Source organism: Methylobacterium variabile (genome assembly GCF_001043975.1).
In the GTDB taxonomy this organism is placed as follows: domain Bacteria; phylum Pseudomonadota; class Alphaproteobacteria; order Rhizobiales; family Beijerinckiaceae; genus Methylobacterium; species Methylobacterium variabile.
In genome coordinates this window covers 54,747-75,350 of the sequence record NZ_LABY01000178.1, presented here as the reverse complement: position 1 = coordinate 75,350, position 20,604 = coordinate 54,747, and the positions used below count along the sequence as shown (strand labels likewise).

Below are 20,604 nucleotides of genomic sequence, written 5' to 3'. Positions count from 1 at the left end.
GGGACGTCATCCGCTCGAGCCGGGGTGGCATCCGGCCGCCCGAGATGCAAGCGTCAACAGAGCCGATCCTTCGAGAGAGCCGACCGATGAGCGAGAGCGAGGCCACACCCCGCAAGCCCCTGTCGCCCGAGGCGCAGCGCGCCCTCGCCGAGGCCGAGGCGCGCCGGGCCGCGATCGACGCCCGGGCCGAGGAGATCCGGCGCGAGCGCGAGATCAACGGGCGCGGCGGCCTCGAGCCGGTGCGCTACGACGACTGGGAAGTGAAGGGCCTGGCGACGGATTTCTGAGGGGAGAGCGGCATGGGTTTGCTCGACGGCCTGCTCGGCCACGGCAGCGACGCGGCGCCGGAGGCGGTGGCCCAGGAACTCGACGGGATGCTGGTGCCGGGCGAGACCGTGCAGGTGGCGTTCCGGGTGATCCGCGACCTGATGGTCTTCACCGACCGCCGGCTGATCCTGGTCGACAAGCAGGGCGTGACCGGCCGGAAGGTCTCGTACCTCACCGTGCCCTACCGGGCGATCACCTCGTTCTCGATCGAGAACGCCGGCAACTTCGACCTCGATTCGGAGCTGACGATCTGGGTCTCGGGCCGGCCCGACCCGATCGCCCGCACGCTCAAGCGCGGGGCCGACATCCGCGGCATCCAGCGGGCCATCGCCGCCTCCCTGCGGTGACGCCGTCGTCCCGCCGGTGACGCGGGGAACGCCGCTCGCCGGCTCCCGTTGGGGTCGCGAGATCCCTTACTGGAGCAGGACGATGGGCGACACGACGATCAAGAAGGTGTCCGGCGGGCATTCGCCGCAGGGGCCCGACGGCCAGCGCTACCTCGCCTCCGGCAAGCACGTGGCGATGCGGCTGTGGGTGGACGAGCCGCCCACCGACGACAAGCCCAGCGCCGCCCGCGACTACGAGACCGTCGGCTACGTCATCGCGGGCCGGGCCGAGCTGCTGGTCGAGGGCCAGACCGTGCGGCTGGAGCCGGGCGATTCCTGGCTGGTCCCGGCCGGGGCGCAGCACACCTATCGCATCCTCGAGACCTTCACCGCCGTGGAGGCGACCTCGCCGCCCGCGCAGGTGCACGGGCGCGAGGGCTGAGGCCGCCTCAGCGCGTCACCACCACCGTGGCGCCGACCTGGACGCGGCCGTACAGGTCGGCCACGTCCTGGTTGTACATCCGGATGCAGCCATAGGACGCGAAGGTCCCGATCGAGCCCGGCCGGTTGGTGCCGTGGATCGCGTACTCGCCCCGGTCGAGGGTGAGGGCCGCGACGCCCATCGGGTTGCTGGGCGAGCCGCCGGCGATCACGTCCGGCAGGCGGGGATTGTCCCGCTTCACCTCGGCGGGCGGCGACCAGGCCGGCCGCAGGTATTTCCCGTCGATGCGGGCGTAGCCGGTCCACTGCTTGCCGGCCCGGCCGACCGCGACGGGGTAGCGGATCGCCGTCCCGTCGCCGTTGACGAAGTACAGCCGCCGCTCGGCGGTGCGCACCACCACCGTGCCGGGCTCGGCCGCGGCGTCGAAGGCGACCAGTTCCCGCGCCGCCGCCGGCGCGGCCGTCAGCATTGCCGCAGCAAGCGCCGCCGCGGCCCATCCACTCTGCCTGTGCATCCCTGCGGTCCTCGAAGCGTGACCTTTTGAGCAGAGCGATAATCCGCCCGGAAACCTGTCGTTCCGGTTGGCAAAGATGCTTGCTGGCGGGTGAAGGGCGGGGTGGCGCGCGGGAGCGTTAAGGAGCGGTTGCGCGCCGATGCGGAAGTCGGCGCCAGGGGCGTCGCCGGGGAGCGCCCTCCCCTCTCCCGGGCGGCGGAGGCCGCACGCCCGGGAGAGGGCGGGAGACGTCTCACACCACCCGAAGCGGCTTCTCCAGCACCCGCAGCACCTGCGCGAGGTCGTGGCCGCGCTTCAGGATCCGGCCGGTCTCGGCGATCACCGCGTAGGCGCCCTGGCGGCGGGCGAGGCGGGGATCCTTCTCGATGCGGTAGAGGGGCCGCTCGGAGGTGCGGCGGTGGATCGAGAACACCGCCTTCTCGCGGGTGAAATCCATCGTGTAGTCCCGCCACTCGCCCTCGGCGACCATGCGGCCGTAGAGGTTCAGGATGAGGCGCAGCTCGTCGCGATGGAATGACACCTGCGGCGGGGCGGCGCGCGGGAAAGGCACCACGTGGGCCCCGGCGCCGGCGGTCCAGCTCTCGGCCGTCTCTCCCTCGCTCATCGCGTCTCCTGACTGTCGGGGTGATTCGCGCTTCCGGACGGGGCGCGGCGCGGGACGCCGGGGCGGCCCGTCAGGACCATGATGGGATCCCGCAAACGGCCTCGCAAGGGTTGCGCCGGGGCGACAGGTTACCGGTATCGCATCGTAACGAATCGGAAACGCGCGGGATCGGCGGCCTTCGCCCACAAACCGCCGTAATCGCGCCGCGCGCCGGCCTTGATGCGCGCGTAGAGGAGAAGGGACCTCTCGGCCCGTTCCGCCGGCCCCTCCGGTTCCCAGCCCCCCAGCCCCCGCGATGCCGGCGGGACGGGCCTCCTCCAGAGGTTTCGAGACCCACACTTCAGGGCCGCCTCCTCGGAGCGCGGTCCCTTTTTTGAGCCGGCCGGGGGCCGCTACGGCTGCGACCACATCTGCGCGGTGAGCGCGCGGGTGCGGTTGATCCGGATCTCGTCGAGCGTCCAGAACCCGATCACCAGGGCTCCGGCCAGGAAGGCGATCGGGTAGGCGAGCGCCAGGAAGCGGTTCTGCCGCGGCGGGGTGGTCATGCATCCTCCTCGTTCCGGGCGGCGCGGGCCGCCCTGGCCCGGGGAACGCGCGCGGCGCCCCTCCGGTGCCGGCGGGGCCGCGTCAGCCGGCCAGGGGCGCGAAGAAGCAGAAGACGTAGCTGCCGCGGTGGCACCAGTGGAAGCGCCCGTCCTGGCTCGGCCGCACCTTCGCCATCGGCACGAAGATCCCATGCGTCTGGTAGCCGCCCGGCACCTCGACGGCGTCGGAGATCGGCTCGCAATCCTGGTCCGAGCAGCACTCGTAAGGGTACCAGGAATGCGTCGGCTGAACGAGGGAGAGCGCGGCAACGGCGAGGGCGACCTTCATGGGCGGCGTACCTCCTGCGGTTGAATCCGGGCCGAAGGGACACCGGATCTCGGGAGCGGCATGCGGCGTGCCAAGCGTGAGCGCGTCATCGCGGCGCAGGCCTTCCTCCTGTCCGGGGACGGGCGCGTCGCCGCACTTCGTTGACGGCGATCGTCTCGCGCTGCGATCCAGGCAGAAACCCCAGGTTGTCTGCGGCGGGTGGGCCGGCATTTGCGAATGTTAGGATTTCTCAATGTTAGGATTTCTCAACGAGCCGGGCCGCACAACCGGATGATGCGCCCGTTCGATGCCCGCCACGCCGCCCGCTATCCCGTCCTCATCGGTTGCGACGAGGTCGGCCGCGGCGCCCTGTGCGGGCCGGTGATCGTGGCGGCGGTGCATTTCGACCCCGTCGCCCTGCCGGGCGACCTGCTCGAGGCCCTCGACGACAGCAAGCGCCTCGACGCCGCCACCCGCGAGCGCCTGGCCCCGCGGATCGAGGCCACGGCGCGTGTGGCGCTGGCGGGCGCCTCGCGGGCGCTGATCGACCGGATCAACGTGCGCGCCGCCACCCTCGACGCGATGCGGCGGGCGGTCGGGCGGCTCGGGATCGCCGCGGAGGTGGCGGTGGACGGGCGCGACGTGCCCCCCGGCCTGCCCCTGCCCTGCCGGGCCCTCGTCGGCGGCGACCGGCTGGTGCCCCAGATCGCCGCCGCCTCGATCGTCGCCAAGGTGGTGCGCGACCGGCTGATGCGGACGCTCGCCCGGCGTCACCCGGCCTATGCCTGGGAGCGCAACGTCGGCTACGGGACGGCGGCCCACCGGGCCGCCATGCTGGAGCAGGGCCTCACCCGGCATCATCGCCTGAGCTTCCGCTCCCGCGCCTCGTGACGGCGCGCATGCGCGCGCCGCGCTTCCGCTCGGCGCCCGGACCGTCGTAAGCTCCCGCGATGCAGCGCGCACGGGCCGAACGGCCGGCGCCGCCAGGGAGGAGATGCCGCGTGAGCACGATGAGCCGCCGGAGGGCTGCCCGATGATGACGCCGATGTCGCGCCGGGTGATGAACCTCGCCCATGCCCTCACCCAGGCCGCCGCGCGCCATCCCGGCCGCCCCGCCATCGTCTGGGGCGAGCGGCGCTGGAGCTGGGCCGAGTTCGACGCCCGGGTCTCCGCCCTCGCGGCGGGGCTCGCCGCCCGCGGGGTGCGCAAGGGCGACCGCCTGCTGGTCCATGCCCGCAACGGCAACGCCATCCTGGAGATCATGTACGCGGCGTTCCGGCTCGGCGCCGTGTTCGTGCCGACGAACTTCCGGCTGATGCCGGACGACGTCGCCTACCTGGCCCAGCAATCCGGCGCGACGGCCTTCCTGTGCCACGCCGATTATCCCGACCACGTCGCGGCGGTGCGAGCCGCCTGCCCGTCCCTAAGCCGCGTCATCGTCGTCGGCGAGGGACCGGCGCAGGGCGAGGCCTACGAGGACGTCGTGGCGGAGGGCGAGGGCCGGGCGGTGGCGAACGCCGCCGTCGAGCACGACGACCCGTGCTGGTTCTTCTACACCTCCGGCACCACCGGCAAGCCGAAGGCCGCGGTGCTGACCCACGGCCAGATGGCCTTCGTCATCACCAACCACCTCTGCGACCTGATGCCCGGCACGACGCCGGAGACCGATGCCTCCCTGGTGGTGGCGCCGCTCTCGCATGGGGCCGGCGTCCACGCGGTGGCGCAGGTCGCCCGCGCCGTCACCTCGGTGCTGCCGGGCTCCGAGCGCTTCGACGCCGCCGAGGTCTGGGGCCTGGTGGCGCGCCACCGCATCACCAACATGTTCACGGTGCCGACGATCCTGAAGATGATGGTCGAGCATCCGGCGGTCGACGCCAACGACCATTCCTCGCTGCGCTACATCATCTATGCCGGCGCGCCGATGTACCGCGAGGACCAGAAGCGGGCCCTGCGCAGCCTGGGCAAGGTGATCGTGCAGTATTTCGGCCTCGGCGAGGTCACCGGCAACATCACGGTGCTGCCCCCCGCCCTGCACGAGGCGGAGGACGGGCCGGCGGTGAAGATCGGCACCTGCGGCTTCGAGCGCACCGGGATGCAGGTGCAGATCCAGGACCCGGAGGGCCGCGAGGTCGCCCCGGGCGAGGCCGGCGAGATCTGCGTCTGCGGTCCCGCCGTGTTCGCCGGCTACTGGGAGAACCCGAAGGCCAATGCCGAGGCCTTTCGCGACGGCTGGTTCCGCACCGGCGACCTCGGCTACCTCGATGCCGAGCGGTTCCTGTACATCACCGGCCGCGCGTCTGACATGTACATCTCGGGCGGTTCGAACATCTACCCGCGGGAGATCGAGGAGAAGATCCTGGCCCATCCGGCAGTGGCCGAGACGGCGGTGCTCGGCGTGCCGGACCCGACCTGGGGCGAGATCGGCGTCGCGGTCTGCGTGCCCCGCGAGGGCATGGCGCTGACCGAGGAGGACGTGATGGCGTTCCTGTTCGACAAGGTCGCCCGCTACAAGCTGCCCCGGCGGGTCATCCTGCGCGAGTCGCTGCCGAAATCCGGCTACGGCAAGATCACCAAGAAGATGGTGCGCGAGGAGCTGGAGGCGGCCGGCCTCCTCGGCCAGGGGATCCAAGAGGGGCGCAAGACCGATGCGGCCTGAGCCGGCGCCGCGCTTCGCCACCCTCGCCCAGCCCGGACCGGCGCGGCCCGAGCGCCGGCTCGCCGCCGGCGGCGCCTCGATCCACCGCGCCTTCGACCTGGCGCCGGGGGGGCGCACGCTGCTCGACGCCGTCGCCGGGCCGCTCGCCGAGGCCGGGATGCGCGGGGGCGTGGTGCACCTGGCGGGCGGGAGCTTCGCGCCCTTCGCCTACGTGATGCCGGCCCTCTCCACCGAGCCGCGCTTCGCCGCCTACTACAGCGAGACCTTCCGGCCGCCGGGCGAGACGCGGCTGGAGCGGGCGAGCGTCACCTTCGGCGAGCGCGACGGCGCGGCCTTCCTGCACGTGCACGGGGTCTGGACCGAGGCCGACGGTCGCCGCCGCGCCGGCCACCTCCTGCCGGCGGAGGTCGTGGTGGCGCACGGCGTCCGGGCCGAGGCCTGGGGCACGGCGGAGGCCGCCTGGCGGGTCGAGCCGGACGCCGAGACCAACTTCTCGCTGTTCACCCCGGCGCCCCTGCGCCGAGACGGCGCCGGGTGCCTGCTCCTGAAGCTCCAGCCGAACGAGGAGGTCCACCACGCGATCGAGGCGACCTGCCGGGCGCACGGCATCGCGGCAGCGCGGGTGCGCGGTATCGGGAGCATCGTGCGACCGGCCTTCGCTGACGGCCGGGTGATCCCGACCGACGCGAGCGAGGTGCTGATCCGCGACGGCACCGTGCGGCCGGGACCGGACGGGGCGCCGGAAGCCCGGCTCGACATCACGGTGGTGGATGTCGGCGGGGCGATCCACGAGGGCGTGCTGCTGCGCGGCGCCAACGCCGCCTGCATCACCTTCGAGCTGTGCCTGGAGACGGTGCGGGACTGATCTCCGCGGCCATCCCTACGCAGGTCTCGTTCGCCGGATCGCGGCAGGCCAGCGCCGGAAGCGGTCCGGCGCCGACCCTGCGGCAGGATTTCGTGGATTCCCGGAAATATCGGCACCGTGCTAAATTTCCGGGGATCACGTCGTCGCCAAGGCCGAACCATGCTGCACGGAACCGTTTCGGTCGTACTGCCGACGCTGAATCGATACGACGTCGTCCTCAAGACGATTCGGGAACTCCTTTCAGGCGATCCCGCATCCCTGCTGGAAATCATCGTCGTCGACCAAAGCGACGAGCCGTTGAATCTGGACAGGTCCTGCGAGGACCCGCGCCTCCGTTACGTCCACACCCCGATCAAGAACCTGCCGCGGGCCCGGAACATCGGCGCCCGGATCGCGGCCGGAGAGATCGTCCTGTACCTGGATGACGACGTCACCGGCGTTCGGGACATCGTCGCGCGTCACCGGGCGGCCCACGAGGCCGTTCGCGCCGACATCGTGACGGGACCGATCTTCGAGGCGAGGGACCACCCGTCGCTGAGCGACGCACCGCGCCGGGCCGGGCGGCACCCGATCCCGGAACCGGGCTTCGCCCCGGGGGGCAACGCGTCGTACCGCCGGGACGCGATCTTCCGCGCCGGCGGCTTCGACGAGAACTTCACCGGCGGCGCGGTCGGCGAGGACGCGGAGATGAGCCACCGGGTCCGGCAAGGCGGCGGAACCATCGTCCTCGACCACCAATGCGGGATCATCCATCTCAACATTCAGTCCGGCGGCTGCAAGAACGAGAGTGCCGAGATGGACCGCCTCTCGACCCGAATAACCAATTGCCATTACTTCTGGCACAAGGTCGGCGACCGCAGGGCATCGACGACGCAGATCCTGACGTTGATCCGCGCGAACGCGATCGTCCACAGGCCGGCGAGCGGCGGCCTCGCGTTCTTCCCGCCCGACAGGCTCCCGAAACTGCTCGGGTGCTGGATCCGGGCACGCCGGCGGACCAGGGTCCTGCTGGCCAAGCCGCAGACGTGGCTGTCGGCCTGATCCTTCCACGCTTGGGTCGGCAAAGCCCTGCCCCGACACGGCTCGCGCCGCCCGCGGGCGGTGCCGACAATCAGGCGTGACACTCCTCGCGCCGGATCCCGTAGATATGGACGGCCTCGTCGCGCGATCGGGCCGGGGCGTGGATCACCGCCTCGCGCCGGAAGCGCAGACCGCAGCGCCGCATGACGGCGAAGGAAGCGGCATTCTCCGGATGCGCGCTGGCTTCGACGGCATCAAGATCGAGCCAGACGAAGGCGGTGGCGAGGAGCGCGGGGGCCAGTTCGCGCAGGTAGCCCTGGCGATGATGCGCCTCGCCGAGCCAGTAGCCGATCGTGCCGCAGCGGGGATCGTTCGGCATCCGGTGCGCCATCGCCCAGCCGAGCACGGTGCCGTCACCGCGCAGCGTCACGGCGAAGGAGATGGCCTCGCCCGACTCGGCCTGGGCGCGGGCCGTGGCAATCCTCTCCTGCGCCATCGCCACGGTGAACGGCACCGGCCAGCTGGCGACCCAGCGGCTCACCTCCGGGGTCATCAGGGTGGCGGTGACGACCGCATCCTCGGGCACAACGAGGCGTAGTCGCAGGCGGGTGGTTTCCAGAACCGGGAAAAGCCTGTGTGTCATGGCAGCAGGCTACCACGGCTTTCCCTTGAGGAAATCGAGCCCTTCCCGTCAGAACAGGCTGTACTGCCCGCCCACCCGCACCGGCACCCGGAACAGGTCGGCCCTCAGGCGCAGCCTGTCCGCCGGATAGCCGAGCCGGGTCATCGCGGCCTGCATTCGCCGGTCGAGCAGCTCGGCATAGGGCCCCGTGCCCGTGAAGCGGCGGCCATACGCGGCGTCGTAGACCTTGCCGCCGCGCGCCTGGTTGAGGAGCGAGAAGGTGCGGCCGGCCCGGTCGGGATAATGCTCGGCGAACCAGTCGCGCATCAGGTCGGCGAGTTCGTGCGGCAGGCGCAGGAGCACGCCGCCGGCCTCGCTCGCCCCGGCCTCCCGGGCGCGGGCGAGCACCGCCTCGATCTCGTGGTCGTTGAGGCCCGGGATCAGCGGCGCCACCAGCACCATCACGGGCACGCCGGCCGCGGCCAGCGCCCGAATCGCCGCGAGACGCTTCTCGGGCCGGGGGGCGCGGGGCTCCATCCGGCGGGCAAGGTCGGGGTCGAGGGTCGTGATCGAGAGCGCCACCTTCACCAGCCCCTCCCCCGCCATGGGACCCAGGACATCGAGGTCGCGCAGCACGAGGTCGGACTTGGTGACGAGGCCGACCGGATGGCGGAAGCGCGCCAGCACCTCGAGCACGCTGCGCGTCAGGCGGTAGCGCCGCTCGATCGGCTGGTAGGGATCGGTGGCGGTGCCGAGCGCGATGGTGCGCGGGCGATAGCCGGGGGCGGAGAGCTCCCGCTCCAGCAGGGCGGCGGCGTCGGGCTTGGCGAAGAGCTTGGTCTCGAAGTCGAGACCCGGCGAGAGGCCCGCATAGGCGTGGTTCGGCCGGGCGAAGCAGTAGACGCAGCCGTGCTCGCAGCCGCGATACGGGTTGATCGAGCGGTCGAAACCGATGTCGGGAGAATCGTTGCGGGTGATGATGCTGCGCGCCCGCTCCATCGTCACCTCGGTGCGCAGGGGCGGCAGCTCCTCCTCGCGGTCCCAGCCGTCGGCGAAGGCCTCGTGCGACGCCGCCTCGAACCGGCCGGTCGGGTTGGCGGTGGCTCCGCGCCCGCGGCGGCGCTCCTCCGCCGGGGTCGATCCGGCGAGGTGACGGCCGTCACCCCGCCCGCATCCCGATTCCATCCCTGCCTCCGCACTGATTGCGGCCGAGCTTTGAACAAAACAGGAACAAGCGCAAGTGCCAACGATCAAGGCAGGACGCGCCGCCTCCCATCCGCTATGGCGCGATCATGTTTACGGCTGCCATTCATCTTCCGGGCGCGATCGATCTGGAGCGCATCGACGCCCTCGCCGACACCCTGGCGGCCCTGGTGGCCGGCGTGGCGGCGGGCGTGGTGGGCGACGCCGTAATCGCTGCGGCGCATCCGGACGACCCGGAGATCGGCACGATGGCGGAGAGCACCGGGGCGGCCCTGGTAGCGCGGGGCCACTCCCCCTGGGTCGCCGCGGCCGCCGTGGCGCGCCGACCCTGGATGCTGTGCCTGGAGGCCGGCGACGTACCGGCGGAGGGCTGGATCCGGGTGCTCGACCGGTTCGGCGCCACCGCGACGCCAGAGGCGGTCGGTCGCCTGCGCCGCCCGCACGCCCCCTTGTTCGAGCGGATCGCGGCCCGGCGCGAGGCCCTGACCGGCACCCGACGGGTCCGGGCCGGCGATCTCGTCCGAGCGCAGGCCCTGCAGGCGGGCTTGCCGCTGCGCGCCCGCGCGCCGGTCAGGCCCCTGCGGTGCTCGCTGCTGCGGGGCTAGGGTCAGAAACCCAACCAGCCTGCCCGTTCGGGGACTGCTTGTGCCCCTTAGCGGACGGGATCGACGCTGAAGCTTACCTCACGTGCGTAGATCGACCCCTCCAAGCCGTAACTGGTCTCGAAGCCCACCTCGATATCACCGACATTGGGTCCCCCGCAGGTGCTGAAACCAGTCGGGGCGACCGCAACCCGACGAATCCCAACTTCTAAGAGGATTGATGCGGCAATGCCCGTGAGATGCACGCCTGTCACATCGGAAAAGTGAAGTGTCACAACCGCGTGCTTGTCGAGCACGAAGAAGCCCTTCGCGTCCACGGCCTCCGTCATGCGGAAGGCTCGAAGCGCCATTGAGGCCGCACCTCTCGCCAACTCCAGCCGATCCAGTTCTGCGTCATGGAAGGACGGAACGAAGCCGAACCAGTCGATCACCGCTCGCCCACCCGGAAGGGCAGCGAACAACGCCATGTCGGTGGACCAATGGGTGCCGTCAGAGTTCATCATCGCGCTCAGCATGCATCCTGCGACTGAATATTTCGTGGACGACTCGAAAGAAAATTCGGCCTTCGACTCAATGTGGGCCCTCGCGATGTCCGCTTCAGGGCATTCCACAGCATCATATCTCTATGGATGAACAAATATTAGACAAATGATCAAATTCATGATAATCTTCGATCCAAATTTATTGTCTGGCAGTACAGATAATAACAAACCTATAATGCAGTTATTTCTTCTCGATATCGATGTCTATTGATAGAAATAGTTTAGGATTTCGGGATTATCTTTCATCCGGCAAGCGATAAAGAAACAAGCCGTTCGCATCCAACCCCGGCACCCAGCCTCCCTTGAAAAGACGCCAGCCCGACTCGGTCAAATCCGGTTCGTCTTCATGGGAGCAAAGAGGCCACATCGCCCAATCGCGCACGGTGTAGAAGGAGGCAAGCCTGTATAATGGTTCTGAGAGAAAAAAATAGGCTTGTCGACCAATGGCGCCGCTCCGTCGCCCTGCTCGAGCCGACAAGGTGTCTCCCAAACCCTCGAATGGCGTGTCGGCTTCCCTGAAGGCCTCGAGATAGGAGATGGTGCTGGCATCCATGAACCGGACGGCGCTCGTCTCGTCGGGCGCGTCGACGCCGTCGCTCCGAACGGCCCGCAGGCCGCTGCGCAGAATGGCCTCGGCCTCGCTTTCCTCCATGAGGTGCCGGGGCGTTCGAAGGTGGCGTTCGATCCGGCCCGCGATCGCATCTCCATGCGGCAGGAGACCGAGAGCTTCGCCGCGAATACGGACACCCTGGTCCGTGTCGAGGGTCCAGAAGGCGAAATGAAGCCGGAAGTCCTCTTCGATGGGCGGGAGCTGCGCCGGATCGGTCCTGCCTTCCAGCTCGATACCATTGCGGTCGAGGATGGCGTGCCAGCGCCGCTGCCAGTCCTTCACATCAGCGATGGGCGTGCCTTGGTTCGTCATTCGTCCCGCTGGGTCAGCTGTCGATTGATTGCAGCATGAAGGTGACCGGCAGGAAATGAGCCGAAGACGCCGACAGGCTGGTCCAGCTTGGGTGCACTCACACTGGACCGATCTCGACCGGCTTGAACGTCTGGTTTCGGCAGCAGCGCCGAAGCCCGCTCCCCACCCGGAACAGCCTGTCGCACTGTCAAGCTGATCGCGTTTGGACCCTGGGCACCCCTTGCGGGGCGGGGGCTCCGCGTTTCAGGTGCTCGTCGAGGCGCGGCATGATCTCGACGAAGTTGCAAGGCCGGTGCCGGTAGTCGAGCTGGGCGGCCAGGATGCCGTCCCAGGCGTCGCGGCATGCCCCAGGCGAGCCCGGCAGCACGAAGACGTAGGTCGCGGCCACGACCCCGGCGGTGGCCCGCGACTGCAGCGTCGAGGTGCCGATCTTGTCGTAGGAGATGCGGTGGAAGATGGCGGAGAACCCGTCCATCCGCTTCTCGAACAACGGCTCGAGGGCCTCCGGCGTCACGTCGCGGCCGGTGAAGCCGGTGCCGCCGGTGGTGATCACCACGTCCACCCCCGGATCCTCGGCCCAGGCCTTCACCTGGCCGCGGATCGCCTCGACCTCGTCCGGCACGATCGCCCGGGCGGCGAGGCGGTGGCCGGCTTGCGTGAGCCGCTCGGCCAGGGTGTCGCCGGAGCGGTCGTCCGCGAGCGTGCGGGTGTCCGAGACGGTGAGCACCGCGATCCCGAGCGGCACGAAGACGCGGGCGGTGTCGAGGCCGGCCATCAGAGCTGCGCCGCCCGGAAGGTGTCGCAGGACTGCGTCTGGCCGCTGCGGTAGCCGGTCTGGAACCAGCGCATGCGCTGGGCCGAGGAGCCGTGGGTGAAGGAGTCGGGCACCACGTAGCCCTGGCTCTGCTTCTGCAGCCGGTCGTCGCCGATGGCGCTCGCGGCCTGCATGGCTTCCTCGATGTCGCCCGGCTCAAGCGCGTTGAAGCGGTCGTTCGAGTTCTTGGCCCAGACGCCGGCGAGGCAGTCGGCCATCAGCTCGACGCGCACCGAGAGGGCGTTCGCCTCCCGCTCGCCGACCTGCTGCTGGCGCTTCTGCACCTTGGGCAGGATGCCGAGCACGTCCTGGACGTGGTGGCCGACCTCGTGGGCGATGACGTAGGCGTAGGCGAAGTCGCCCTTCACCCGGAACTTCTGCTCCATCTCCTTGAAGAAGGAGGTGTCGAGATAGACCTTCTTGTCGAGCGGGCAGTAGAACGGGCCCATGGCGGCGCGGGCCTGGCCGCAGCCGCTGCGGGTGCCGCCGGTGTAGAGCACCATCGTGGTCGGGGTGTACTGGCGCCCGGTCTGGTTCGGCAGCACCTCCTTCCACACGTCCTCGGTGTTGCCGAGGATCGCGGCGGCGAACTTGCCGGTCTGGTCGGAGGGGGCGCCGGTGCGCCGGTCGGGCTGCTGGCCCTGCTCCTGGGGCGCGCGCTGGCGCGTCACCGTCTCGGCGCCGCCGATCAGGATCGCCGGGTTGATGCCGGTGACCCAGCCGATGATGCACAGGATCACGATCGTGCCGATGCCGAGGCCGCCGGCGCCGCCCCCGGGGAAGCCGAAGCCGCCACCTCCGCCCTCGCCGCGACGGTCTTCCACGTTGTCGGAGGTACGAAAGTCTTCCCAGCGCATGGTCAGCTACCCGTTGGCCCGTGAACCTTGGCCGCGACGGCTACGCGGCGCAGGCTTAAGGCTCAAGGGTAATCGACCAGCGCCGGCACGGTTCCGCTTGGCCGGCGCTCACCGCTCCCCCTCGTCGAGAGCCGCCCGCAGGGCCCGGAAATCGCGCCAGGCGAGGCGCTTCTGCAGCGGCTGGCGCAGCAGGTAGGCCGGGTGCAGGGTGGCCAGCAGCCGGATCTCCCGCCGACCGGTGCGGTAGGGGTACCAGCGGCCGCGGGACTTCAGGATGCCGTCCTTGGTGCCGGCGAGGGACTGCGTGGCGACGCCGCCGAGGCAGACCAGGAAATCGGGGTCGGCCAGCGCGATCTGCCGCTCGATGAACGGCTTGCAGGTCGCGATCTCCTGCGGGGTCGGGTTGCGGTTGCCCGGCGGGCGCCAGGGCACGACGTTGCCGACGTAGGCGTTGGACCGGTCGAGGCCGATCGCCGCCATCATCCGGTCGAGGAGCTGGCCCGAGCGGCCCATGAACGGCTTGCCGACCCGGTCCTCGTCGGCGCCCGGCGCCTCGCCGACGAACATCACCCGGGCCTGCGGGTTGCCGTCGGCGAAGACGAGATTCTTGGCGGTGAAGCGCAGCGCGCAGCTCTCGAACCGGGCGAGCAGCCCCTCCAGCTCCTCCAGGCTTGCCGCGGTGGCGGCGAGCTCCCGGGCGTCGCCGGCGGCCTCGCCGGGGGCTGCGGCGGCCGAGCGGCCGTAGGTGCTGGGCGGCTCCGCCCTGGCGGGCTCCATCCGGGCAAGATCTGGCCGGGCGGGATCCGGCCGCACCGGCTCCGGACGCGGGGCACCGGCGGGCTCCGCCGGCGCGGCACGGCGGTGCGGCTCCTCGCTCGCGGGCTCCGCCCGGGCGGCCCGGCGCGGGGCCTCGGGCTCGGAGAAGCGGTCGTGGGGCGTCTCGTCCAGCGCGGCATCGACCCCGGCCTCGACGTGGAAGTCGAGGAAGGAGAGGAGGTCGCGGCTGTCGGGAGCGTCGGTCGTCATGGGACGGATGTGGCGTGTCGCGCAGCTGTGGACAACCGCCGCGACACTGCGCGCGGGCGCGTTCTCGCGGGCGAGGGACCGCCCGGCGGCTTGCGCCCGGGGACACGGCGTCGCACGGTTCCCACCTTGGAACCGCTTGAGGCGTTTCCAGATCGTTTATATGTGAACCATCGCAGAGTCGAGGGAGGAACGGGATGGAGCTGCCGGAACGCGAGGCGATGGACTTCGACGTGGTGATCGTCGGAGCGGGCCCGGCCGGGCTGGCTGCCGCCATCCAGCTGAAGCAGCTCGCCACCGAGGCCGGCACCGAGGTGTCGGTGGTGGTGGTGGAGAAGGGCAGCGAGGTCGGGGCGCACATCCTGTCGGGCGCCGTCATCGACCCGAGCGGCCTCGACCGGCTGCTGCCCGAGTGGCGCCAGGACCCCGACCGCCCCCTCAAGACCGAGGTGGTGAAGGACGAGTTCATGTTCCTCGGGCCGGCCGGCGGCGTCAGCCTGCCGAACATCGCCTTCCCGAAGCTGATGAGCAATCACGGCAACTTCGTCGGCTCGCTCTCGAACGTCACGAAGTACCTCGGCCGCAAGGCGGAGGAGCTCGGCGTCGAGATCTATCCGGGCTTCCCGGCTGCCGAGATCCTCTACGACGACGCGGGCGCCGTGGTCGGCGTCGCCACCGGCGACCTCGGCATCGCCCGCTCGGGCGAGGCGCGGGACGACTTCACCCGCGGCATGGAGCTGCGCGCCAAGTACACGGTGTTCGGCGAAGGCGCCCGCGGCTCGCTGACCAAGAAGCTGATCGACCGCTACCGCCTCAACCAGCATTCCGACCACCAGAAGTACGGCCTGGGGGTCAAGGAGCTGTGGCAGGTCAAGCCGGAGAAATTCCGGCCGGGGCTGGTGCAGCACTCGATGGGCTGGCCGCTGCCGAACAAGGCCGGCGGCGGCTCCTGGCTCTACCACTTCGACGACCACCTGGTCTCGGTCGGGTTCGTGACGCACCTGAACTACGAGAACCCGACCCTGTCGCCGTTCGAAGAGTTCCAGCGCTTCAAGACCCACCCGATGATCCGGGACGTGTTTGAGGGCGCCAAGCGCATCGGCTACGGCGCGCGGGCGATCATGGAGGGCGGTTGGCAGTCGGTGCCCAAACTGGTCTTCCCGGGCGGCTGCCTCGTCGGCGACTCTGCCGGCTTCGTCAACGTGCCGCGGATCAAGGGCTCGCACAACGCGGTGCTCTCCGGCATGCAGGCGGCCGGCGCGATCCACGAGGCGCTCGTCGCCGGCCGGGCCCAGGACGAGCTGACGTCTTATGAGGAAGGCTGGCGCGCGAGCCCGATCGGCTACGACCTCAAGCGGGTGCGCAACGTCAAGCCGCTGTGGTCGAAGTACGGCACCCTCGTCGGCGTGGGCTTAGGCGGCCTCGACATGTGGCTCAACGAGCTCGCCGGCCTGTCGCTGTTCGGCACGCTCAGCCACGGCAAGCCGGACTATGCCTGCACCAAGCCGCTCAAGGACGTCACGCCGATCAAGTACCCCAAGCCCGACGGGGTGCTGACCTTCGATCGCCTGTCGTCGGTCTACCTCTCGAACACCAACCACGAGGAGGACCAGCCGGTCCACCTCCAGGTCAAGGACATGGGCCTGCAGAAATCCTCCGAGCACGACGTGTTCGGCGGGCCCTCGGCCCGGTACTGCCCGGCCGGCGTCTACGAGTGGATCGAGGAGGGCGGGTCACCGCGCTACCAGATCAACGCGCAGAACTGCGTCCACTGCAAGACCTGCGACATCAAGGACCCGAACCAGAACATCAACTGGGTCACGCCGGAAGGTCCGGGTGGGCCGAACTACGTGAACATGTGAGGAAGAGGGCGGGCCCTGTTCTTGGGCCCGCCCTTCTTCTACGTAGTCAAGTCATTCCGGGGGCGAGAAGCGTAGCCTGGCATCCAGAACCGCGGCTTTTTGCCGAATGAAATCGTCGACGATCGGCTGCGTTCTGTACTGCCCGAGGCTCTGGATCCCGGGCTCTCGCCTCAGGCAACCCCTGGGATGACCAGGTGAGGCTGAGAGCCTGTTTGTTTGGATCCCATAGATTTGACACCCTGCATGTTATTCCGGGCTCCGCTGCGCGGCGCCGGGATGACGAAGAGAGTGCTAATACTATCCAGAAATTCAACCGGGCTCTGAGGTATTACCAAGCCAAATCCCGCGATGTGATTTTCACGCCGCTCTGACCGTCGTCAGGAACCGTCCCATCTCCCCGCGCAGGTGCTCGGACTGGCGCGACAGCTCGCTTGCCGCGGACAGGACCTGGACGGCCGCAGTGCCGGTCTCCTCGGCGGCGCCCGCGACCTGGACGACGCTGCCGGTCACCTCGTCCGTGCCCTTGGCCGCCTCGGCGACGTTGCGGACGATCTCCTGCGTCGCCGCGCCCTGCTCCTCCACCGCCGCCGCGATGGCGGTCGAGGCGGCGCTGATCTCGCCGATCTGCCCGGCGATGCCGCCGATCGCCGCCACGGCCTGCTCGGTCGAGCCCTGGATGCGGGCGATCTGCTCGGCGATCTCGGCGGTGGCACGGCCGGTCTGGCCGGCGAGCGCCTTGACCTCGGCCGCCACCACCGCGAAGCCGCGGCCGGCGGCACCCGCCCGCGCCGCCTCGATGGTGGCGTTGAGCGCGAGCAGGTTGGTCTGGTCGGCGATCGAGGAGATCAGCCCGAGCACGTCGCCGATCCGGGCGGCGCCCTGGCGCAGGTCGTGGACCAGCCGGGCGGTGTCGCCCGCGGCCTCCGCGGCGTTCCGCGCCATCTCGGCGGAGGAGCCGACCCGGCGGCCGATCTCGTTCACCGAGGCGCCGAGCTGGCCCGCCGCGGCCGCGACGGTCGCGACGTTCGAGGACGCTTCCTCGGCGGCGGCGGCGACGCTGGTGCCCTGGTCCGCCGTGCGGCCGGCAATCTCCGTCATGCCGTGGGCGGTGGCCTCCATCTCCGACGCGGCAGCGGTCACCGCGACGAGGACGGCGCCGACGGAGCCCTCGAACCGGTCGGCGAGCTCCCGCAGGGCGGCGCGGCGTTGCGCCTCGGCTCCGGCACGGGCGCCGGCGGCCTCCTGCTCCAGGACGGCACTGCGCGCGAGGCCGTCGCGGAGCTGGCGCATCGCCGACGCCATGGCGCCGATCTCGCTGCGGGCCGAGGCGGCCGGCACCGCGACGGCGAGATCGCCGGCGGTGAGGCGGCGCATCGCCTCGATCATCCGGGCGAGCGGCCCGGTCACGCCGCGCACGAGGAGCAGGGCGCCGCCGCCGACCGCCGCGCAGGCGCCGGCGAGGATCGCGAGCGCGCCGAGGAACCGGACCTCGCTGGCGCGGCTCTCCGCCGCCACGATGGCGCCGAGCGACGCGGTCGCGGCGGTGCGGGCCTGGTTGAGGCCGGTGATGACCTCCGTCGCTTGGCGGAACCACTCCTCGGCAGTGACCGGGTAGGGCTCGCGGGCGGCCCCGGCCCGGTAGACCGCCGCGCGGGTCGCCTCGAACGCTTCGAGGCGGCGGCCGGCGGCGGCCAGCGCCTCGGTGACGTCGCGGCCGAGGGCGGCCCCGGAGGCGTGAGCCTGGTCCAGGGCGGCGTCGACGCGCCCGGCGAGGACGGCCAGGGCGCGGACCTGCTCCACCGGCAGGCCCTGGCGCCCGGCGATCGCGGCGTTGAGGCGGCCGCGCTCGCGGCCGGCGAACTCGCTCGCGTCCCACAGCGCCCGCTTGACGTCCAGACCGCGATGGATCTCCCCCGGCAGGGCCCCGACGATGCCGGCCCGGACGGCGTCGAACAGGGCCTGCTCGCGGGCGATCACGCCGGTCACGCCAGTGAACCAGGTGGCGGCGAGGTCGGGATCGGGAGTGCCCGAGAGGACTTGGTCGGCCCGCCGGCGCAGGGCCGCGAGGTCCTGGCGCGCGGCGCCGAGGGCGGCGGCGGCCCGGGACACGGTCTCGTCCTCCCGCAACCGCGGCAGGGCGGCGGCGAGGTGGCGGTCGCCCTCCTCCCGCAGGCTGGCGAGCACGGATCGCTCGGAGGCCGCCGGCGGCTTGGCCAGCCATCCGTTCGTCAGGCCGCGCTCGGCCGCGAGGGACGCGGCCGCGGCCGCGAGACTGTCAGTCACACTGTTGGCTTCCGCCGCCCGCCGCATGATTTCAGCCCGCTGCCACGCATCTATACCGTGATAACCGGCGAGCCCGACCAGCAGGCAGCCGATCAGACCCAAGATCAGGAAAATTTGTCTACGCAGCGACATGTCCGGCAGCTCAGAGAACGATAATCGAGATCTTCGCCACCATTCGTGCGCATCGCTTAAGATAGCCCTTACAAAACGGAGCGATGCGCGTCGGCACGCTCCGGCGGCGCGGCGGCACCCCCGGTCCCAGCCGTTCCGCCGCGGGGCGCCGACACATCGCCGCCGCCGTTTGGTCTTGCCGCTGCCCCGCGCAGGGTCCAATGTCGCGCCGATTTCGCGCACCGGCGCCGCGGCCGGTGCGACCACGGAGCCAGCGCTTGGTGCCCACGACTCGACTCCCCGCCCTCCGCCGCGGACGCGCGCTCGCCGCGCTGGCCCTCCTCCTCGCCGCCTCGACGGCGCCGGCCCTCGCGGCGCGGCTGCCGGCGCGGGAGGTCGCGGCCGCGCAGGCCTACGAACCGGCGGATTCCCTGGAAGGCAACTTCCTGGCGGCGTACATCGCCGGCGCGTCCCGCGACACGGCCGCCGCGGCTACCTACTACCGCGAGGCCGTCAAGGGCGACCCGCGCAACGCCGAGCTCCTCGAGCGGTCCTTCGTGGCGCTCCTCGCCGACGGCTCCCTGCCCGAGGCGTTCCGGGCCGCCGAGCGCCTGACCGCCCGGGACGGCGCCAACGGCCTGGCCCAGCTCGCCCTCGGGGTGCAGAAGATCAAGGCCAAGCAGTTCGCCGCGGCGCGCCAGAACCTGCAGCGCGGCGGCAAGGGCGCGGCGGCGGACCTGACCTCGACGCTGCTGACCGCCTGGTCCTTCGCCGGCAACAGCGAGGGCAAGAAGGCGCTCGAGACGATCAACAAGCTCAAGGGCGAGCGCTACTACAACGTCTTCCGCGACTATCACGCGGGGCTGATCGCAGCGCTCGTCGGCGACAAGGTCGAGGCCGAGCGGCGGCTCAAGGCGGCCTACGACGCCGACCGCAACACGCTTCGCATCGTCGACGCCTACGGGCGCTTCGAGGCCGAATCGGGCCGGCCCGACCTCGCGGTGGCGGCCTACCAGGAATTCGACAACGTCCTGCCGCGCCACCCGATCGTGCGCGACGCCCTCGACAAGCTCAAGGCCGGCAAGCCGCTCACGCCGCTGATCGCCTCGGCCCAGGAGGGTGCGGCGGAGGTGCTCTACGGCCTCGGCTCCGCCGGGACCTCGCAGGGCGACGAGCTGCCGGCGGTGGTCTACCTGCGCCTGGCGCTCCACCTGGCGCCCGAGCACTCCCTCGCGCTGCTGACGCTCGCCGACACCCTCGAGCGGATGAAGGCGCCCAACCGGGCGAACGAGACCTTCGCCCGCATGCCGGCGAACTCGCCGCTCAAGCTCAACGCCGACATCCAGATCGGCCTCAACCTCGAGCAGATGGGCAAGGGCGAGGAGGCGATCGCCCACCTCGACCAAGTCGCCAAGACCTATCCCAACGACATCGACGTGATCTCGGCGCTCGGCAACGTCCAGCGCTCGCGCAAGAAGTACGCCGAGGCGGCCCAGACCTACACCAAGGCGATCGAGCTGATCGGCGACCAGCCGGCGCGCAACTACTGGACGCTGTACTACTTCCGCGGCACCGCCTACGAGCGGGCCAAGGAGTGGCCGAAGGCCGAGGCCGACCTGAAGAAGGCGCTCGAGCTGGTGCCGGCGACGCAGCCGAACGGCCGCGCCCAGGTGCTGAACTACCTCGCCTATTCCTGGGTCGACCAGAACCAGAACATCGATGAGGCGTTCCGCATGCTGAAGCAGGCGGTCGACCTGCAGCCGCGCGACGGCATGATCATCGACAGCCTCGGCTGGGCCTATTACCGGCTCGGCCGCTGGGACGACGCCGTGCGCGAGCTCGAGAAGGCGATCGAGCTGAAGCCCGGCGACCCGACCATCAACGACCACCTGGGCGACGCCTACTGGCGCAGCGGCCGGCGGCTCGAGGGCAAGTTCCAGTGGCAGCACGCCAAGGACCTGAACCCCGAGCCCGAGGACCTGGCGAAGATCGAGGCGAAGCTGAAGGACGGGCTGCCGGAGCTGGAGAAGCCCGCCGCCACCGCCGACAGCCAGCCCCCGGCCCAGCCCGAGATGCCGAAGGGCGCCCCCGCGCCGAGCGAGCCGCCGGCGATGGGCACGGAGACGAAGAGCGGCGGCTGAGCCCCGTCGATCGCGC

General features: G+C 70.8%; 22 protein-coding genes. 10 read left to right on the top strand and 12 right to left on the bottom strand.

All coding sequences use genetic code 11. The features are described from left to right. The first annotated feature begins 86 nt into the window (after nucleotides 1-86). The 3 genes from VQ02_RS24065 to VQ02_RS24055 all read left to right on the top strand — a co-directional run bounded on the left by VQ02_RS24065 (nucleotide 87) and on the right by VQ02_RS24055 (nucleotide 1,095). Complete coding sequence (locus VQ02_RS24065; RefSeq protein WP_048446754.1) at nucleotides 87-287, top strand: DUF1674 domain-containing protein; 201 nt, start codon at nucleotides 87-89, stop codon at nucleotides 285-287. 12 nt (nucleotides 288-299) lie between these two features. Next, nucleotides 300-674 (top strand): PH domain-containing protein, encoded by a 375-nt coding sequence (locus tag VQ02_RS24060; protein ID WP_048446753.1) that lies wholly within the window; start codon nucleotides 300-302, stop codon nucleotides 672-674. A gap of 82 nt (nucleotides 675-756) precedes the next feature. Then, nucleotides 757-1,095 (top strand): cupin domain-containing protein, encoded by a 339-nt coding sequence (locus VQ02_RS24055; protein ID WP_048446752.1) that lies wholly within the window; start codon nucleotides 757-759, stop codon nucleotides 1,093-1,095. A gap of 7 nt (nucleotides 1,096-1,102) precedes the next feature. On the opposite strand, the gene VQ02_RS24050 is transcribed toward VQ02_RS24055, so the two are convergent. The 4 genes from VQ02_RS24050 to VQ02_RS24040 form a co-directional block, all read right to left on the bottom strand. Next, on the bottom strand, nucleotides 1,103-1,609 hold the full coding sequence (locus tag VQ02_RS24050; RefSeq protein ID WP_048446751.1) for a L,D-transpeptidase: 507 nt from the start codon (nucleotides 1,607-1,609) through the stop codon (nucleotides 1,103-1,105). Nucleotides 1,610-1,841: 232 nt separating this feature from the next. Then, nucleotides 1,842-2,213 carry a DUF2794 domain-containing protein gene (locus VQ02_RS24045; RefSeq protein ID WP_048446750.1) on the bottom strand — a complete coding sequence of 124 codons (372 nt, stop codon included), beginning with the start codon at nucleotides 2,211-2,213 and terminating at the stop codon, nucleotides 1,842-1,844. 392 nt (nucleotides 2,214-2,605) lie between these two features. After that, nucleotides 2,606-2,758 carry a hypothetical protein gene (locus VQ02_RS37515; RefSeq protein ID WP_157080784.1) on the bottom strand — a complete coding sequence of 51 codons (153 nt, stop codon included), beginning with the start codon at nucleotides 2,756-2,758 and terminating at the stop codon, nucleotides 2,606-2,608. Nucleotides 2,759-2,840: 82 nt separating this feature from the next. After that, nucleotides 2,841-3,086 (bottom strand): hypothetical protein, encoded by a 246-nt coding sequence (locus VQ02_RS24040; protein ID WP_048446749.1) that lies wholly within the window; start codon nucleotides 3,084-3,086, stop codon nucleotides 2,841-2,843. A gap of 270 nt (nucleotides 3,087-3,356) precedes the next feature. Here VQ02_RS24040 and VQ02_RS24035 point away from each other — a divergent pair, with 270 nt between their 5' ends. The 4 genes from VQ02_RS24035 to VQ02_RS24020 all read left to right on the top strand — a co-directional run bounded on the left by VQ02_RS24035 (nucleotide 3,357) and on the right by VQ02_RS24020 (nucleotide 7,627). Beyond that, a complete protein-coding gene (locus VQ02_RS24035) occupies nucleotides 3,357-3,956 on the top strand; it encodes a ribonuclease HII (protein ID WP_048446748.1) in 600 nt (199 codons plus the stop codon). A 145-nt stretch (nucleotides 3,957-4,101) separates the two neighbouring features. After that, nucleotides 4,102-5,721: an acyl-CoA synthetase gene (locus VQ02_RS24030; RefSeq protein WP_048446775.1), complete on the top strand. Its 1,620-nt coding sequence runs from the start codon at nucleotides 4,102-4,104 to the stop codon at nucleotides 5,719-5,721. Next, on the top strand, nucleotides 5,711-6,586 hold the full coding sequence (locus VQ02_RS24025) for a PCC domain-containing protein (RefSeq protein WP_048446747.1): 876 nt from the start codon (nucleotides 5,711-5,713) through the stop codon (nucleotides 6,584-6,586). The genes VQ02_RS24030 and VQ02_RS24025 overlap by 11 nt, the downstream gene beginning before the upstream one ends. 159 nt (nucleotides 6,587-6,745) lie before the next feature. Then, complete coding sequence (locus VQ02_RS24020) at nucleotides 6,746-7,627, top strand: glycosyltransferase (protein WP_048446746.1); 882 nt, start codon at nucleotides 6,746-6,748, stop codon at nucleotides 7,625-7,627. A 70-nt stretch (nucleotides 7,628-7,697) separates the two neighbouring features. Here VQ02_RS24020 and VQ02_RS24015 read toward each other — a convergent pair whose 3' ends face one another. Further along, the gene (locus VQ02_RS24015) at nucleotides 7,698-8,249 is read right to left on the bottom strand and encodes a GNAT family N-acetyltransferase (protein WP_048446745.1); all 552 of its coding nucleotides are present in this window, start codon (nucleotides 8,247-8,249) and stop codon (nucleotides 7,698-7,700) included. A gap of 48 nt (nucleotides 8,250-8,297) precedes the next feature. Further along, nucleotides 8,298-9,413, bottom strand: a complete 1,116-nt coding sequence (locus VQ02_RS24010) for a PA0069 family radical SAM protein (RefSeq protein WP_048446744.1) — start codon at nucleotides 9,411-9,413, stop codon at nucleotides 8,298-8,300. Between the two features lie 107 nt (nucleotides 9,414-9,520). On the opposite strand from VQ02_RS24010, the gene VQ02_RS24005 reads away from it, so the two are divergent. After that, nucleotides 9,521-10,036, top strand: a complete 516-nt coding sequence (locus tag VQ02_RS24005) for a hypothetical protein (protein WP_048446743.1) — start codon at nucleotides 9,521-9,523, stop codon at nucleotides 10,034-10,036. A 47-nt stretch (nucleotides 10,037-10,083) separates the two neighbouring features. Here the strand turns inward: VQ02_RS24005 and VQ02_RS24000 are convergent, their stop codons facing one another. The 5 genes from VQ02_RS24000 to VQ02_RS23980 all read right to left on the bottom strand — a co-directional run bounded on the left by VQ02_RS24000 (nucleotide 10,084) and on the right by VQ02_RS23980 (nucleotide 14,194). Continuing rightward, a complete protein-coding gene (locus VQ02_RS24000) occupies nucleotides 10,084-10,548 on the bottom strand; it encodes a hypothetical protein (protein ID WP_053080528.1) in 465 nt (154 codons plus the stop codon). Nucleotides 10,549-10,810: 262 nt separating this feature from the next. Next, the gene (locus VQ02_RS23995; protein ID WP_048446742.1) at nucleotides 10,811-11,497 is read right to left on the bottom strand and encodes a hypothetical protein; all 687 of its coding nucleotides are present in this window, start codon (nucleotides 11,495-11,497) and stop codon (nucleotides 10,811-10,813) included. Nucleotides 11,498-11,684: 187 nt separating this feature from the next. Continuing rightward, nucleotides 11,685-12,272, bottom strand: a complete 588-nt coding sequence (gene moaB / locus VQ02_RS23990) for a molybdenum cofactor biosynthesis protein B (RefSeq protein ID WP_048446741.1) — start codon at nucleotides 12,270-12,272, stop codon at nucleotides 11,685-11,687. Then, complete coding sequence (gene ypfJ / locus VQ02_RS23985; protein WP_048446740.1) at nucleotides 12,272-13,168, bottom strand: KPN_02809 family neutral zinc metallopeptidase; 897 nt, start codon at nucleotides 13,166-13,168, stop codon at nucleotides 12,272-12,274. Before ypfJ ends, moaB begins: the two co-directional genes overlap by 1 nt. A gap of 108 nt (nucleotides 13,169-13,276) precedes the next feature. After that, nucleotides 13,277-14,194, bottom strand: a complete 918-nt coding sequence (locus VQ02_RS23980) for a uracil-DNA glycosylase (RefSeq protein ID WP_048446739.1) — start codon at nucleotides 14,192-14,194, stop codon at nucleotides 13,277-13,279. Nucleotides 14,195-14,388: 194 nt separating this feature from the next. Here VQ02_RS23980 and VQ02_RS23975 point away from each other — a divergent pair, with 194 nt between their 5' ends. Beyond that, a complete protein-coding gene (locus tag VQ02_RS23975) occupies nucleotides 14,389-16,053 on the top strand; it encodes an electron transfer flavoprotein-ubiquinone oxidoreductase (RefSeq protein WP_048446738.1) in 1,665 nt (554 codons plus the stop codon). Nucleotides 16,054-16,410: 357 nt separating this feature from the next. On the opposite strand, the gene VQ02_RS23970 is transcribed toward VQ02_RS23975, so the two are convergent. Continuing rightward, nucleotides 16,411-18,336, bottom strand: coding sequence for a methyl-accepting chemotaxis protein (locus tag VQ02_RS23970; protein ID WP_053080527.1), 1,926 nt, complete (start codon nucleotides 18,334-18,336; stop codon nucleotides 16,411-16,413). A gap of 392 nt (nucleotides 18,337-18,728) precedes the next feature. Between VQ02_RS23970 and VQ02_RS23965 the strand changes: the two genes are divergently transcribed. Further along, the gene (locus VQ02_RS23965; protein WP_048446773.1) at nucleotides 18,729-20,588 is read left to right on the top strand and encodes a tetratricopeptide repeat protein; all 1,860 of its coding nucleotides are present in this window, start codon (nucleotides 18,729-18,731) and stop codon (nucleotides 20,586-20,588) included. Nucleotides 20,589-20,604 lie beyond the last annotated feature (16 nt).

Excerpts from the sequence above, each read along its gene's own strand:
- VQ02_RS24040 (WP_048446749.1), bottom strand. The coding sequence starts at position 3,086 with ATGAAGGTCGCCCTCGCCGTTGCCGCGCTCTCCCTCGTTCAGCCGACG.
- VQ02_RS24025 (WP_048446747.1), top strand. The coding sequence starts at position 5,711 with ATGCGGCCTGAGCCGGCGCCGCGCTTCGCCACCCTCGCCCAGCCCGGA.
- VQ02_RS24065 (WP_048446754.1), top strand. The coding sequence starts at position 87 with ATGAGCGAGAGCGAGGCCACACCCCGCAAGCCCCTGTCGCCCGAGGCG.
- VQ02_RS37515 (WP_157080784.1), bottom strand. The coding sequence starts at position 2,758 with ATGACCACCCCGCCGCGGCAGAACCGCTTCCTGGCGCTCGCCTACCCG.
- VQ02_RS23995 (WP_048446742.1), bottom strand. The coding sequence starts at position 11,497 with ATGACGAACCAAGGCACGCCCATCGCTGATGTGAAGGACTGGCAGCGG.
- ypfJ (WP_048446740.1), bottom strand. The coding sequence starts at position 13,168 with ATGCGCTGGGAAGACTTTCGTACCTCCGACAACGTGGAAGACCGTCGC.
- VQ02_RS24055 (WP_048446752.1), top strand. The coding sequence starts at position 757 with ATGGGCGACACGACGATCAAGAAGGTGTCCGGCGGGCATTCGCCGCAG.
- VQ02_RS24000 (WP_053080528.1), bottom strand. The coding sequence starts at position 10,548 with ATGCTGAGCGCGATGATGAACTCTGACGGCACCCATTGGTCCACCGAC.
- VQ02_RS24005 (WP_048446743.1), top strand. The coding sequence starts at position 9,521 with ATGTTTACGGCTGCCATTCATCTTCCGGGCGCGATCGATCTGGAGCGC.
- VQ02_RS24030 (WP_048446775.1), top strand. The coding sequence starts at position 4,102 with ATGACGCCGATGTCGCGCCGGGTGATGAACCTCGCCCATGCCCTCACC.
- VQ02_RS24010 (WP_048446744.1), bottom strand. The coding sequence starts at position 9,413 with ATGGAATCGGGATGCGGGCGGGGTGACGGCCGTCACCTCGCCGGATCG.
- VQ02_RS24035 (WP_048446748.1), top strand. The coding sequence starts at position 3,357 with ATGATGCGCCCGTTCGATGCCCGCCACGCCGCCCGCTATCCCGTCCTC.
- VQ02_RS24020 (WP_048446746.1), top strand. The coding sequence starts at position 6,746 with ATGCTGCACGGAACCGTTTCGGTCGTACTGCCGACGCTGAATCGATAC.
- moaB (WP_048446741.1), bottom strand. The coding sequence starts at position 12,272 with ATGGCCGGCCTCGACACCGCCCGCGTCTTCGTGCCGCTCGGGATCGCG.
- VQ02_RS24015 (WP_048446745.1), bottom strand. The coding sequence starts at position 8,249 with ATGACACACAGGCTTTTCCCGGTTCTGGAAACCACCCGCCTGCGACTA.
- VQ02_RS24060 (WP_048446753.1), top strand. The coding sequence starts at position 300 with ATGGGTTTGCTCGACGGCCTGCTCGGCCACGGCAGCGACGCGGCGCCG.
- VQ02_RS24050 (WP_048446751.1), bottom strand. The coding sequence starts at position 1,609 with ATGCACAGGCAGAGTGGATGGGCCGCGGCGGCGCTTGCTGCGGCAATG.
- VQ02_RS23975 (WP_048446738.1), top strand. The coding sequence starts at position 14,389 with ATGGAGCTGCCGGAACGCGAGGCGATGGACTTCGACGTGGTGATCGTC.
- VQ02_RS23980 (WP_048446739.1), bottom strand. The coding sequence starts at position 14,194 with ATGACGACCGACGCTCCCGACAGCCGCGACCTCCTCTCCTTCCTCGAC.
- VQ02_RS24045 (WP_048446750.1), bottom strand. The coding sequence starts at position 2,213 with ATGAGCGAGGGAGAGACGGCCGAGAGCTGGACCGCCGGCGCCGGGGCC.